We start from the raw sequence: 13,351 nt of genomic DNA, 5'->3' as shown, positions 1-13,351 counted from the left end.
AGAGGAACGTTGCTCATCTGAGGTCCTGAGACGCCGTGCGTCGCGCTCGTTCCCGAAGCGCCGACCCGGTTGCGACCTCTGCGATGTGAGCCGTTCCTCCGCCCCGACAACGGACCGTGAGTCGGCGTTTCCCGCTTCGCCTGCTGTCGCTCGCGGCGTCTCGAACGCGTTGCACCCACACCGCTACTTCGAGCAACTGCGAGGCCCTCATGTCTACTTCCACGCACCTGCCCGGCATCGCCGCCATCACCTGCACCGAGCTCGGCTACACCTGGCCGGACGGCAGCCGGGTCTTCGACGGGCTGCAGGCGGCGTTCGGGCCCGGCCGCACCGGCCTCATCGGGCTCAACGGGTCGGGCAAGTCCACCCTGCTGAAGCTGGTGGCGGGCGAGCTCGCGCCGACCGCCGGCGCGGTCCGCGTGTCCGGCGATGTCGGCTACCTGCCGCAGAACGTCGCGCTGGACACCAGGATGCGCGTCGACGAGGCCCTCGGCATAGCCGGGATCCGCGCCGCGCTCAACGCCATCGGCGCCGGTGACGTGCGCGAGGAGCACTTCGCCGCGATCGGCGACGACTGGGACGTCGAGGAGCGCGCCGCGGCCATGCTCGCCGGTCTCGGGCTGGGCCACATCGGGCTCGACCGCACCATCGGCGAGGTCTCCGGCGGCGAGTCGGTGCTGCTGCGGCTGGCCGCGCTGCTGCTGACGCGGCCGGACGTCCTGCTTCTCGACGAGCCGACCAACAACCTCGACCTGCACGCCAGGCGACGGTTGTACGAGGCGGTCGAGAACTGGTCGGGCGTCCTGGTCGTGGTCAGCCACGACCGCGAACTGCTGCAGCGGGTGGACCAGATCGCCGACCTCCGGGACGGCGAGATCGGTTGGTACGGCGGCAACCTCGCCGCCTACGAGGAGGCGCTCGCCGTCGAGCAGGAGGCGGCGCAGCGGATGGTCCGCGTCGCCGAGACGGATCTGCGGAGGCAGAAGCGCGAACTCGCCGACGCGCACATCAAGCTGGCCCGCCGGAAGCGGTACGGCCAGAAGATGTGGGACACCAAGCGCGAGCCGAAGGTCGTGATGAGCGAGCGCAAGCGGCAGGCCCAGGTCTCCGCCGGCAAGCACCGCATCATGCACGAGGAGAAGCTCGCCGGGGCGAAGGAGCGGCTCGACGAGGCGGTGGAGGCGGTGCGCGACGACGACGAGATCAGGGTCGATCTGCCGCACACGGCGGTGCCGCTCGGGCGAACCGTCCTGACCCTGCGCGACCTGCGCCTCCGCTACGGGGCTCGGGTGCGGGGCGAGTTCGACCTGCGCGGGCCAGAGCGGGTCGCGCTGTTGGGCCGGAACGGCTCGGGCAAGACGACGCTGCTGCGCACCATCGCCGGGGAACTGGAACCGCTGGAGGGGGAGGCCATCGCGCACGTATCGCTGCGCTTCCTGCCCCAGCGGCTCGACGTCCTGCAGGAGGAGCTGAGCGTCGCCGAGAACGTGGCGCGGTTCGCGCCGGGTTCGACCAACAACGAGATCCGGGCCCGCCTGGCCCGCTTCCTCTTCAAGGGGGCGCGGGCCGACCAGCAGGCGGCGACGCTGTCCGGTGGTGAGCGATTCCGCGCGGCCCTCGCCGCGCTGATGCTCGCCGAACCGGCGCCGCAGCTGCTCATGCTGGACGAACCGACGAACAACCTCGACATGGCCAGCGCACGTCAGCTGGTCGCGGCGCTGAGGTCGTACGAAGGGGCGCTGATCGTGGCCAGCCACGACATGCCGTTCCTCGAATCGATCGGCATCACCCGGTGGGTCCTGCTCGACGAGGAGCTGCGCACGATCCGGGAACCGGCCACGGCCTGATCGTGTCGCAGCCAAACTGTCCCTTGTGGACAGTAGAAGGGGTGGCGGGTCCGCCGGGACCTGCCGCCCCTGCGCGCTTCCCGGCGTCAGAATTCGTTTCAGAACGGCTCCGCCAGGCTCATCCCGAAGGCGCCTGGCACCGATGGCGATTTCGCGCGAAATCGCCATCCCGTCCCCACGTGGAGCGGTGATTTCGCGCGAAATCGGCGCCCTGCGCCCCAGGCGGTCACGTCCTACGCGTGCCCTCGCACAATTCTGGAACGACGTCTCAGTACTCGACGACCTGGCGCACCTCGACGCTGCCGTAGCGTCCGGTGGGGATCTGCCCGGCCCACTTCGTCGCCGCGTCGAGGTCGGCTACCTCGATGACGTACAGGCCGGCCAGGTATTCGCCCGCGCGGTGCTCGATGCCGTCGGTGGTCGCCGCGGCGTCGTCCTGGACGGTCACGGTGCGAGCGGCCTCGGCGGGGTGGAAGCCGGCCTCGTACACGAAGATGCCGGCGTCGCGGATCTGCTTGTCGAGCGCCAGCCAGTCGTCGATCTCGCCGTCGGTCGGGCCGGTCTTGGCGGGGTCGTAGGGCGATCTGCTGCGCCGGTTCGGCGTGCCCCGCCCGCTGCGCGGCCAGGCGCGCCGCTCCGAGCTCCAGCAGCGCGAGCGGGTTGCCGTGGGCCTCGTCCAGCACGCGTTCCCGCACCGGATGCGCGAGGCCGCGGACCCAGGTGTCCAGCACGCTGGCCGCCGCGTCCGGCGACAACCCGGTCAGCTGCAGCGCCTCGATTCCCGGAGCGGGGAACGGCATCGCGGGATCGCGGACGGCGAAGATCATGGCGATCGGATCGTCGCGGAACCGCCGGGCGGCGAACAGCAGGGCGTCCAGCGAGCCGCGGTCGAGCCACTGCGCGTCGTCGACGACGCAGAGAACAGGAGAGTCGGAGGCGAGTTCGGCGAGCAGGGTGAGCGTGCCCGCGCCGATCAGGAACGGGTTGACCACGGGCGCGTCGGCCAGCCCGAACGCGCCGCGCCGCGCCTCGGCCTGCGGCCCGGGCAACTGGTCGAGCCGGTCCAGGTGGGGGTGGAGCAGGAGGTGGAGCGCCGCGAACGGCAGCTCGGCCTCGGACTCGATGCCCACGACGCGCAGCACCCGCATGTCCGCGGCGGCGCGCACGGCGCATTCGAGGAGGGTCGTCTTCCCGATCCCGGCTTCACCGCTGATCACCAGGGATCCGCTGCGACCGGCAGCGGCCGAGGAGAGCAAGCTCTCGACGCGCTGCCGCTCCTCTTCGCGACCGACCAACATGGACCCACCCTAGTTCGCCGGAAGCCGGATCGAGCCCGGTCCAGCCGGAAAACCCGGCCGCACGGGGGATCGCGGCAGCAGACCACAGTGGATAGATCACGCTGCGACACCGTGCGGCTGCTGTGAGTTCAGCCGAGCAGAAGGGGAATCCGATGCCGGGAAGCCGGTTCGTCGGTGGAGCTCGGGAGTTTCAGTTGATCTGTGCCGACGTCGTCACTTCGTCGGCTGAAAGGCCGCGGATTTTAACCGTTCCGGAGTGTTCGTTCGTCCTATTTGCGAGTTCTCGCCAGACGTTCCGATGTCCTTGACGGGGCGATGCGGCCGGTGGTGTGCTGTCGCGCCAGTCGGCATTGGGGATCGCGGTCGACGGGAATGCGCAGCACTGCGGCTTGTTCGAGCTTCTGCTCCGCTTCTGCTGCCACTGGATGGTTGGGGGAACCATGTTTGGTGGGCACCGGATCGGGACCGCCGGCGTTCGGCGGCTTCGCCGCTCGTTAGTCGCCGCAGTGCTCCTGGGCTTGGTTGGCAGCGGCGTGCCGGCCGCGGCGCAAGAGCCACCACCGACGGAGCGCGAGGTCATCGGCCTGCGCAAGCCCATCCACACCGTGGTCACCGAGCCCGCCCTGATGGGCGAGGACCCGGTTCCGGCGCCCGAAGCCCCGAGCACGCTGGACCCGCTGGACCCCGGCCCCGACGGTCACGTGGCGGTCGAACGGGCGCCGATCGCCGCGGATCCGCCGGTGCGGCCGGCGCCGATCGACCTGCCGACCCGCCCGGGCCAGGAACTGGTCGACGCGACCGGCGCGGATGCGCTCGCCGCGCTCGGCCGCGCGGGCCGGCTGGGTGCGGACGGCAAGCCCGACCTGGACGCCGGCGACCTGCAGCCGCAGGTCGCATCCGCCCAGCTGGGCGACCCGGCCCGCCCGGGGACGATTCGCGAGCTGATCGATGCCCTGCTTTCCGGGAACCTGCCGCCGAATCTGCCGGTGGACCCGCTGGCCCTGCTGGAGAAGCTGCCCGACGGCCTTCCGCGCGTCACCTACCGGATCTGCTCCGAGTCCGAGACCAAGGCCGTGAGCTGTTCGAACACGCTGCCGCTGGCGGTCCCGGCCATCGTGGACGTGACCGGCGACCGCACCCCGGACGTGCTGGCGGACCTGGTCCCGGCCGCGGGCGTGAACGACATCGCCGCCGTGGCGCGGGAGGTTCTCGATCTGGAGAAGCAGGTCGACGGGATTTCCGCGCGGCTGACAGAGATCGGCGAGATCCTGGCGGACCCGGGCCGCTTCGTCGAACACCCCGGACTGCTGGTGGAGAAGCTGCGGCTGGAAGGACTGCTCGCCGATCTGCACGATGCCGTCCGGGAGAAGACCGAGGCGCTGCTCGGGCTCATCGACGTCGGGCTCGGTTTGCTGTCGGTGCGGCTGCCGACCAGCGAGTTCGCCGGAAAGGACCTGCCCGGTCACGTGTGGGCGGTTTACGACCTGCCCACCCGCAAGCGCCTCTCGCTGGGCTTCGACGGATTCCGCCGCGGTTCCAGCCTGCCGGCCGCGGCGCTCGGCATCTACACGTTCGACCCGGCCCAAGCGGTGCGCGGGATCTACGACGTCAAGGCGTCGTTGCTCCAGGTGGGCGCCGGTGAATCGCTGGCGGTGACGGCCGGGATGGCCGACGTCGCGGAAACCGGCCAGGGTGAGGCGCTCGATCCGACGGTCGCCAGCGCGAGGTTCTCGCCGGTACCGGCGTCGTTCGACGCCCGCGCCCGCATCGATCCAGGGGATGCGGACCGGGATCAGCAGGCGACGGTGGACGCCCGCAGTTCCACCCGGGCGCACCTGGACACGCAGGTGCTGTCCAACCGGCGCGGGGGAACCGCTCCCGCGGACCGGTTCGACCAGCTCAAGGTCGACGTGCTGCCGTCCGAGGTCTCGGCGGCGCTGACGCGGGAAGCCGGCAGCGGCGACGCGACCGTGAACTACCAGGCGGGCTCGGCGATCGACGACGTCTTCTTCGCCGACTACGTGTACTCCGGCGCGAAGCTGGACCAGGCGATGCAGGCGACCGCCAAGTCGCTGCCCGCGCAGTGGGAAGGCCGCCTGACGTCGTCCCAGCAGGAGAAGGTCACCCTGGACTACCGGGCGGCGGGCGAACTCGCCGCGCTGGACATCGCTTTCCTCGACCGGAACCCGTCGATCGCGCTGCGCGGTTCGCTGCGCGACGTCCCCACCGTCGTGGCCGTCGACGCGGACGTTCCCGGCAGGCAGGTCCGGTTCGACGCGGCGGATGCGCTCGGCTCCGCCGAGGTGTTCCTCTCGCGGAACCTCGGCTCGTTCGCCCCGCTCGGCGGCGACCACACCACGCTCGTGCTGGACGGATCGGCCCTCGGCGCCAGCGCGCGGGTCACGGGGCTGCGAAGCCTCGACATCCGGTTCGGAGACCGTCCACGAGGGACGGTCGAGTTCGATCCCGGCGGCCGGCCGATGACCCTGGCGGGCCAGGTCGACGGGCACCTGAAGAGCCGGCTCGACGTGTCCGACCTGCCGGCGCGGCTGTCGTTCGACGTCAACTCCGGCGAGCGGCAGGTCCTGTTCCGGGCGAGTTCCGTGGTCGACCGGGTGCAGGCGGCGTTCGTAAACACCGCCAACGGCCCCAGCACGCTCGCGGCCATCAACGGATTGCCGGAATCCGTGGACATCGGCTACGACGTCGGATCCCGCCCGAAGGTCGGCTACCGGGCGTCCAGCGCGGTGCCGAGGGCGGAGCTGTTCGCCAGCGCCCAGGGCGTGGAGGTGCTCGACCCCGGCGCGCACCACTACCTCTCGGCCGCGATGACCGACATCCCGACCGAAGCGGACCTGCTGATCGACCTGCCGGCCCAGCACCTCGAAGGCACCACGTCGGCGCCCCTCGGTGGGGTCACCGCGGTCGCCCGGGTGCCCTTCGACGGTCGCGACTACACGGCCACCGGCGAACTCACCGGGGTGCCCACGCGGTTCGACGCGGACTGGCCCGACGGATCGTTCCGGTTCCGCGGCGTCTCGGGTCCGATCGGTTCGGCCAGGTTCGCGGTGACCAACCACGCGGGGGCACGCGCACCGGTCGAGCAGCACGTGGCCGCGCACTACCGCGAGCTCACCGGCGACATCGACGCGAGCGCGCTGGTCCGCGATCTCACGCTGGTGGAGGTCGGCAAGACCGAGAACGGGCTCGGGTTCGACATGCGCTCCGGTGACGGCACCTTCGCGTTCGACGGAGACCTGGTCTTCGCCGCGGACGGCGCGGACGACACCCGCTACGCCGCACTGGGGCGCGTGAGCCTGCCCAGCCACCTGGAGGTCGACTACGGCGACGGCCACGTCTCCTACCGCACCGACCGTCCTGTCGGCCTCGAAGCGGAATCGTGGATCGGCAAGGTCGCGGCCATCGAGAAGATCGGCGACGTGCCGCTCTACCCGCACGGCGTCGCGGTCGAAGCGATGGGCTGCGCGCCCGGCCCGGGCTGCTCCGAGGACGAAGCCACTTGCACCCTGCTGGACAAGTGCTTCGGCGCGGTCGGCACGGTGCACCTGCCGGGGCTGCCGACCACCGTCGACATCGACATGGCCGAGCAGAAGATCGACATCGTCGGCTACCGGCCGCCTCCCGGTGAACAGCTGACCGCCTACATCCGGCTCGGCGAGCTGATCGACGGCACTCCCGGTCTGGCGGGGCGGGTGGACGTGCACGACATGCCCTCGCCCTACGACCTCCACATCGGACCGTTCGGCTTCCAGGACGAGGCGCAGCGGCAGTACGAAGTCGCCTACCGCAGCTCGGCGCCGACCGGCCGGCTGACCGCGCAGATGGACGTCGATCTCGACGTGGCGTCGCAAGCGTTGCCGAAGCTCGACCAGCTGCGCGGCCGGGTCGAGGTGTCCGGCGTCCCGGAGGAATTCCGGGTCGACGGGAGGTTCAACGAGAAGTCGCGGATCGAGGTGACCTCGGCGGACCGGATCGGCGAGCTCGCCGCGCGCGTCTCCGGTTACGTGGGCGCACCCGAGAACGACGGCGGCATCGCCTTCCGGCCCGCTACCGGACGGATGGTCCTGCGCGATGTCCCGGCCTGCACGGGTGAAGCCGGGTCGAAGTGCGTCGTCGAGCTCAGCCGCAAGTACACCGAGGATGGCGGGGAGGACGCGCTCAAGACGGCGTCGGTCACGGTGGACACGGCGCAGAGCGGGATGGACCTCGATGCGTACGCGCAGGGCCGCCTGACCTTCGCGGTCGGCGAGGAGACGTCGATCGTCATCGGCCTGCGCGACGTGTTCGCGAACCTGACCGACATGGGCACCGAGGTCCGCACCAGGGTGAAGAGCAATGATGAGAAGACCTTCACCACGACCATCACGTCCACGCCGAAGGCCGGTTCGGTGCTCGTCGGCGGCGGGCTGAAGCTGGGCATCGAAGAGGCTCCGATCGATGACCCGGCGAAGGACATCTGCGGTGTGCTGACCCTGAACATCGACTCGGACGAGCCCGGCCGGGAGAAGGCCTACGTCGACGTCGAGCGGCTCGACATCGGCAAGGTCTGGCTCGCCGCGGAGGACGTCGGCGAACTAGTGGTGCTGCCCGGCGAGAACTACCTCGCCTACGGCGTCGACGGCGACTACTCCGACTTCAGCGTCGGGATGACGGAGCTGAGCCTGAACGTCGACGCCAACATCCGGGCACGCGTTTACCGGCTGGGCGATCCCTGGATTCCGGTCTACCAGACCACTCTCAGGCTGAACGGCGACAACACCTACCACGGCCTGACGATGCACGCGTTCGACATGCAGGAGGGCCCGGTATCGGAGGTCAAGGTCGTCGGCCTTCCGCCCTACCCGGTATCGACGACACCGCGGCTGATCGGTTACCGCAAACCCCGAGGTGACGGCCTGAACACGACGTCCGGATTCAAGTTCACGCCAGAGGGCGACGACCATCGCATGATCTTCACCATGATCGACCCGCAGCTGCCGGCCGAGCACGCCCCGCTGATCGACCTGGCGACCGCCTTCAAACTCACCCCCACCTCTGGCCCGTTCGACCCAGGAGATGGAGGCGCCTGCTGAAAGGCCGAGCGGATGCGGACAATCGCCAAGGTCACCCGCGCCGGCCAACTGCCCAGGGTTCGGCCGAAAGGTTCCGCTCCACCGGACTGGTCGACCTGGTCAGCAACCTCGACCCCACACTGGTCTCCGCCGCCTTCGGCATGACCGCCGAAAGCGTACTCACCCACTTCGCCGACCGCATCGCCCCACCGTCGAGGACACGGTAGGATGATGACGTCGGCGCCTTCGCCGGATCTGCCCGGCGACTGATCTCGGTTGCGGTGTTTCAGTTTCTGCCCGCATCGACACGCTCCCTGCGCATCAAAGCGGTGAGCACTTCGAACGCCTCGACGGCCCCAGCTCGTTCCAGCTTCTGGGTGCATCGTCCCTGCCCTCGAACCCCGCGTCGACCAGACCGATCGGACGTGGGCCCGCACAGGTTCTTCGGCCGCGCACAAGAACGGAGTGAAAGCCCATGAGTACCAACAGAATTACCAACGGCATCGAACGAGCGATCATCGAGAACATGCTCGACCGCAACCGCGAAGCCCTGATCGAGACCGCACGCGGCCTCTCCGAAGCCGACGCCCGCCGCCGACTCGTCGCTTCACTGACGACACCGATCTCATTGATCAAGCATGCCGCGGCCGCCGAACGGATCTGGTTCCAGCGATTCTGGGCGGGCCTCGACGAATCCGAATGCGACGGATACTCGAGCCGGGACGAGGGCACCTTCACCGTTGCGGACGACGAGCCCTTGGCCGACGTGATCGCCGAGTTCGAACGCGCAAGCCAACGATCACGTGAGATCGCCGCCCGCTTCAACCTCGACGACACCAAGGACAACCCCCGTGAAGGAACGGTCAGCATGCGATGGACCCTGCTCGCCATGATCGAAGAATTCGCCCGGCACGCAGGACACGGTGACATCCTTCGCGAACAGATCGATCAGGCCCCACATCGAAAGCCGAATCCGTAAGCCTTCGGTACCAAGGCCCGGCAGGCAGAAGCCGCCACGCGGCACAGTCCGCGACTGGTCCATTGCGGATCAGGGCGAACGTCGACCAGCGCGGCGATGACATCCGGGTCTCGGTGAACGGCACGCGCGACTATGCTGGACCGATGACGTCGATCAAGAAGTTCCAAGTCACCTTCGACTGCGCAGAACCTGAGCGCGTCGCTCGTTTCTGGTGCGAGGTGTTGGGGTACGTCGTACCGCCGCCACCGGAGGGGTTCGCCACTTGGGACGATTTCAATCGCACGCTGCCTGCTGAGAAACAGGGTTCGGCGTTCGTCTGCCTTGATCCCTCAGGTGAGGGCCCGCGACTGTACTTCCAGCGCGTTCCCGAAGGCAAGGTCGTCAAGAATCGGGTGCACCTCTGCGTGCGGGCCGGCACCGGGCTCGTGGGTGATGAGCGCCTCGCCGCACTCGAGGCCGAGTGCGCACGACTGGTCCCGCTCGGCGCGGTACGCGTGCGACTACTGCTTGCCGATGAAGACAACGAGTCGTGCATCGTGATGCAGGACATCGAGGGCAACGAGTTCTGCCTCGACTGAGGAGCCGCGAACGTGTCCTCGTTCTGCCCCATGGGCCAGGACGAAGAACCGCTCTGGGCGCACGTCGTCGACGGTTGAGAAGTGCCGTGCGTGGAACCATCCGATCCTGCGCTACGTCGCAGCAGTCGATCACCGGAATCGGGATTCCGGCGTGACACACCGCCAATGCCGCGAGCCGGAGGAACCGATGACGAGCGAGCTGACCGCGTACGAGACGACGTGGCTTGGTGTGCTGGAAGAACTGCGCAGTTGCCCGGGGATCAGGCTGGAAAGCGCCGATCGGGGGCAGCTGGACGCCGCGGACGCCGACCGGGCGTTCGGTGAACTCGCCGACCGGGACGGCATCGTGCTGGACCCGTCGCTGAAGCCCTACCACCTGCGGTTCTCCGGCCTTGCGGCGGTGTGGGACGTGCCCGATCCCGACCCCGACTACGACGAAGACTGCCTCATCGCCGGGGAGTTCTACCTGGACAACATCCACCGGGCGGTCCAGTCGGGTCCGCTGGTGGAGCGCTTGTACGACCCCACGCCCGAGGAGCTGCAGCTGTATTCCGGGTTCCGCAGCTTCGACGGAACCCCGCATGCCGGAGTCGGGCACCTGTCGATGCTGCGGATCCAGCCGGGCGTGGCCAACCCCGAGCTGTGGTTCGACGCGACGACCAAGGGCTACCACCGGATGGACCTCGACTTCCCCGGCTACCTCGAGGCGTTGCGCATCACGAAGGGCACCTACGGTTGGCAGTTCCTGTTCACCGACGTCTCGCTGGACGACGACGGTGAGCACGAGGTCTCCGGGCGGTTCGCGGAGATCATGCTCGAGGTCTTCCCGACGTTGTTCCCCGATCACGACTACGCGCCGCTGCGCGCCCGGCTGGCCGAACGCCGTCGCGGTTTCCAGGCCTGACCTCGGTCGGTGGCCGGATACCGGGTCCCGGTGTTGCATTCGCGTTCGGTGGTCCGCAGAGGATGGACGGCTGCCCCGACACGCCGGAGGCTGTGGACAACCCGGGGTACCTGTGGACAACTCCCGCAATTTCAATGGAAATCGAAGGTCCGATTTCCATTGAAATTGCGGACCCCCGGTCAGGGGAGTGGTGGCGGGCGCATTGTGGCATGGGGGCAGGCGATCTTGCCGGTCGCGTTGCCCGGGTTCGCTCCTGGTGGCACGGTTCTCCCGAGCTGCGGGCCTGGTCGGCACTTGCCTGGGAAATTCTCTTAGCTCTGTTATTCTTAGTTCGTCTTGTTCGTCGAGTTTCGGGTGGTGGGCGAAGGTGGTCCGACGCAACCGGTCCCGGCCGGACGCGGTCGACTTCATGCTGGCGGAGTGGCGGCGCGAGGTTCCGGACGTCGACGCTTCCGGCATGGCCGTGTTCGGCCGCCTGCACCGCGCCTACCACAGCTACCAGGACCAGCTGAACCGGATCTTCCAGTCCTTCGACCTGACCATGGCCGGGTTCAGCATCCTCGCGTCGCTGCGCCGGGCGGGCAGCCCGTACCGGCGCACCGCGGGCGAGCTCGCCGACGCCGCGTTGGTGACCACGGGCGGCATCACCCAGCGCGTCGACAAGCTCGAAGCCGCCGGCCTGGTGCGGCGGGAGCGCGACGCCGACGACCGGCGCACCGTTCACGTGCAGCTGACCGAGGAAGGCCTCGCCTTCACCGACAGGGTCAGCGAGGCCCACTTCGCCAACGAACGCGAGATGCTCAGCGGCCTGTCCACCACGGAGCAGGAACGCCTCGCGGACCTGCTCAGCAGGCTCGAAGGCTCCCTCGACCACGCGGTGGCCAGGCGCGACGGCGAGTGATCTTCCGGCGAGGGCCGGGAGATCACCACGGCGCATGGTGACCTCCGACCCCCCGGAGCCCGAGGTTTCTGCAGTTTCAATTGAAACTGTCGCCCAAAAACGTCAATTGAAACTGTCGACCTCCGGTGGGGCGCCGGGTCAGGTGGCCCAGGGGAGCGGGGCTTCGTCGAGGCCCCAGTAGAGGCTCTTCTGCCGGGTGTACCGCAGGATCGCGTCGCGGCCCTTGTCCGTGCCCACGCCGCTGGCCTTCATCCCGCTGAACGGGGTGGCGATGCTGAACTGCTTGTAGGTGTTGATCCACACGGTGCCCGCGTCGATGCGCCGGGCCACTCGCCAGGCCCGCCGGTAGTCCCGGGTCCAGATCCCGCAGGCCAGGCCGAAGATCGTGTCGTTCGCCCGGGCGATCAGGTCGTCCTCGTCGCGGAAGGGCAGCACGACGCCGACCGGGCCGAAGATCTCCTCCTGGCACGTGCGCGCGTCGTTGGGCAGTCCGTCCAGCAGCGTCGGCAGGTAGTACGCGCCGCGCGCCAGCTCCGGATCGTCGGGGATCCCGCCGCCGCAGAGCACGTTGGCGCCTTCCTCGCGAGCGCGGTCGACCAGCGCGGCCACCCGGTCGCGGTGCGCGAAGGTGGCCAGCGGCCCGACCTGGCTGGCCGGGTCGGTGCCGGGGCCGACCCGCAGCCGCCGCGCCCCGGCGACCAGGCGCTCGACGAACTCGGCGTAGATCCGCTCCGGCACGAAGATCCGGGATCCGGCGATGCAGCTCTGCCCGCTGGAGGAGAAGATCCCGTACAGGACCCCGGCCACGGCCTGGTCCAGGTCGGCGTCGTCGAACACGATCGTCGGGGACTTGCCGCCGAGTTCGCTGGTCAGCGGCATGAACTTGGCCGCGGCGAGTTGGCCGATGGCGCGGCCGGTGTCGGTGCCGCCGGTGAAGGACACCTTGCCCACCGCCGGGTGCCGGACGATCGCGTCGCCGACCACCGACCCCTTGCCGGGCAGCACCGAGAGCAGCGCCGGGGGCACCCCGGCCTCGACCACCAGCCGGGTGAGCGCCAGCGACACCAGCGGGGTCGCTTCGGCGGGCTTGAGCAGCACGGCGTTGCCCGCGGCCAGTGCCGGCGCGACCTTCTGCGCATCGCTCGCGATGGGGGAGTTCCACGGCGTGATCGCGCCGACCACGCCGATCGGCTCCGGCACGCTCATCGTCAGGTAGGGGCCGCGCTGCGGGGTCAGCGGGGTCTCGGTGGTCTCCAAAGCGGCGGCGTAGAACCGGAAAGTGCCTGCGGCGCTGCCCACCAGCGCGCGCGTCTCGGCCAGCGCCTTGCCGGTGTTGCGGGTCTGCAGGAGGGCGAGTTCGCCGGCGTGCTGCTCGATCAGGTCGCCGACCCGGGTGAGCAGCCGGGCTCGTTCGTGCGGGAGCAGGTTCCGCCAGGCCGGGTCCGCCGCGGCGGCGGCCCCGGCGCGGGCGGCTTCGTCGACGTCCTCCGGTGCGGCGGCGGTGATCTTCGCGATGACCTCGCCGGTGGCCGGGTCGACGCACTCCAGCGGGTTGCCGCGGCCGGGCCGCCAGCGGCCCGCGACGTGGATCTCGTCCGGCACCCCGGGACTCGTCATGCTGCACCTCCAGGTCTGAGCAACGTTGATTTATTAGCTTAGAACTAAGATGAATGAGGCAACAAGGTGTGACATGGGCGCGTTCGGTCGACCGGCATCTAGCTGCAAAAACAAGATGATCTGGAAAGAAGTTCTGCGCCGGGGGTTGCGGTCGT

Annotated in this window: 8 protein-coding genes and 1 pseudogene; 6 read left to right on the top strand and 3 right to left on the bottom strand. The window is 69.4% G+C overall.

Features of this window, described 5'->3' with window-relative positions; all coding sequences use genetic code 11:
- Nucleotides 1-209 precede the first annotated feature (209 nt).
- The gene (locus AC07EQ_RS28580) at nt 210-1,847 is read left to right on the top strand and encodes an ABC-F family ATP-binding cassette domain-containing protein (protein ID WP_478390961.1); all 1,638 of its coding nucleotides are present in this window, start codon (nt 210-212) and stop codon (nt 1,845-1,847) included.
- A 268-nt stretch (nt 1,848-2,115) separates the two neighbouring features.
- On the opposite strand, the gene AC07EQ_RS28575 is transcribed toward AC07EQ_RS28580, so the two are convergent.
- Both AC07EQ_RS28575 and AC07EQ_RS28570 read right to left on the bottom strand, forming a co-directional pair.
- Nucleotides 2,116-2,388: a YciI family protein gene (locus AC07EQ_RS28575; protein WP_478391039.1), complete on the bottom strand. Its 273-nt coding sequence runs from the start codon at nt 2,386-2,388 to the stop codon at nt 2,116-2,118.
- Between the two features lie 346 nt (nt 2,389-2,734).
- Nucleotides 2,735-3,145 (bottom strand): annotated as a pseudogene (locus tag AC07EQ_RS28570) (ATP-binding protein); the annotation flags it as partial.
- Between the two features lie 506 nt (nt 3,146-3,651).
- Here AC07EQ_RS28570 and AC07EQ_RS28565 point away from each other — a divergent pair.
- The 5 genes from AC07EQ_RS28565 (at nt 3,652) to AC07EQ_RS28545 (ending at nt 11,579) form a co-directional block, all read left to right on the top strand.
- The gene (locus AC07EQ_RS28565; protein ID WP_478390960.1) at nt 3,652-8,238 is read left to right on the top strand and encodes a hypothetical protein; all 4,587 of its coding nucleotides are present in this window, start codon (nt 3,652-3,654) and stop codon (nt 8,236-8,238) included.
- A 454-nt stretch (nt 8,239-8,692) separates the two neighbouring features.
- On the top strand, nt 8,693-9,196 hold the full coding sequence (locus tag AC07EQ_RS28560; RefSeq protein WP_478390959.1) for a DinB family protein: 504 nt from the start codon (nt 8,693-8,695) through the stop codon (nt 9,194-9,196).
- 143 nt (nt 9,197-9,339) lie between these two features.
- Nucleotides 9,340-9,774: a VOC family protein gene (locus AC07EQ_RS28555; RefSeq protein ID WP_478390958.1), complete on the top strand. Its 435-nt coding sequence runs from the start codon at nt 9,340-9,342 to the stop codon at nt 9,772-9,774.
- Nucleotides 9,775-9,961: 187 nt separating this feature from the next.
- On the top strand, nt 9,962-10,678 hold the full coding sequence (locus AC07EQ_RS28550) for a hypothetical protein (protein ID WP_478390957.1): 717 nt from the start codon (nt 9,962-9,964) through the stop codon (nt 10,676-10,678).
- 367 nt (nt 10,679-11,045) lie between these two features.
- Complete coding sequence (locus tag AC07EQ_RS28545) at nt 11,046-11,579, top strand: MarR family winged helix-turn-helix transcriptional regulator (protein WP_478390956.1); 534 nt, start codon at nt 11,046-11,048, stop codon at nt 11,577-11,579.
- A 138-nt stretch (nt 11,580-11,717) separates the two neighbouring features.
- Here the strand turns inward: AC07EQ_RS28545 and AC07EQ_RS28540 are convergent, their stop codons facing one another.
- Nucleotides 11,718-13,196: an aldehyde dehydrogenase gene (locus tag AC07EQ_RS28540; RefSeq protein ID WP_478390955.1), complete on the bottom strand. Its 1,479-nt coding sequence runs from the start codon at nt 13,194-13,196 to the stop codon at nt 11,718-11,720.
- Nucleotides 13,197-13,351 lie beyond the last annotated feature (155 nt).

The sequence above is a fragment of the Saccharopolyspora sp. NPDC045839 genome (genome assembly GCF_056431645.1).
Note: the sequence above shows the minus strand (reverse complement) of the source record. Positions and strands in the feature narration are given on the sequence as shown.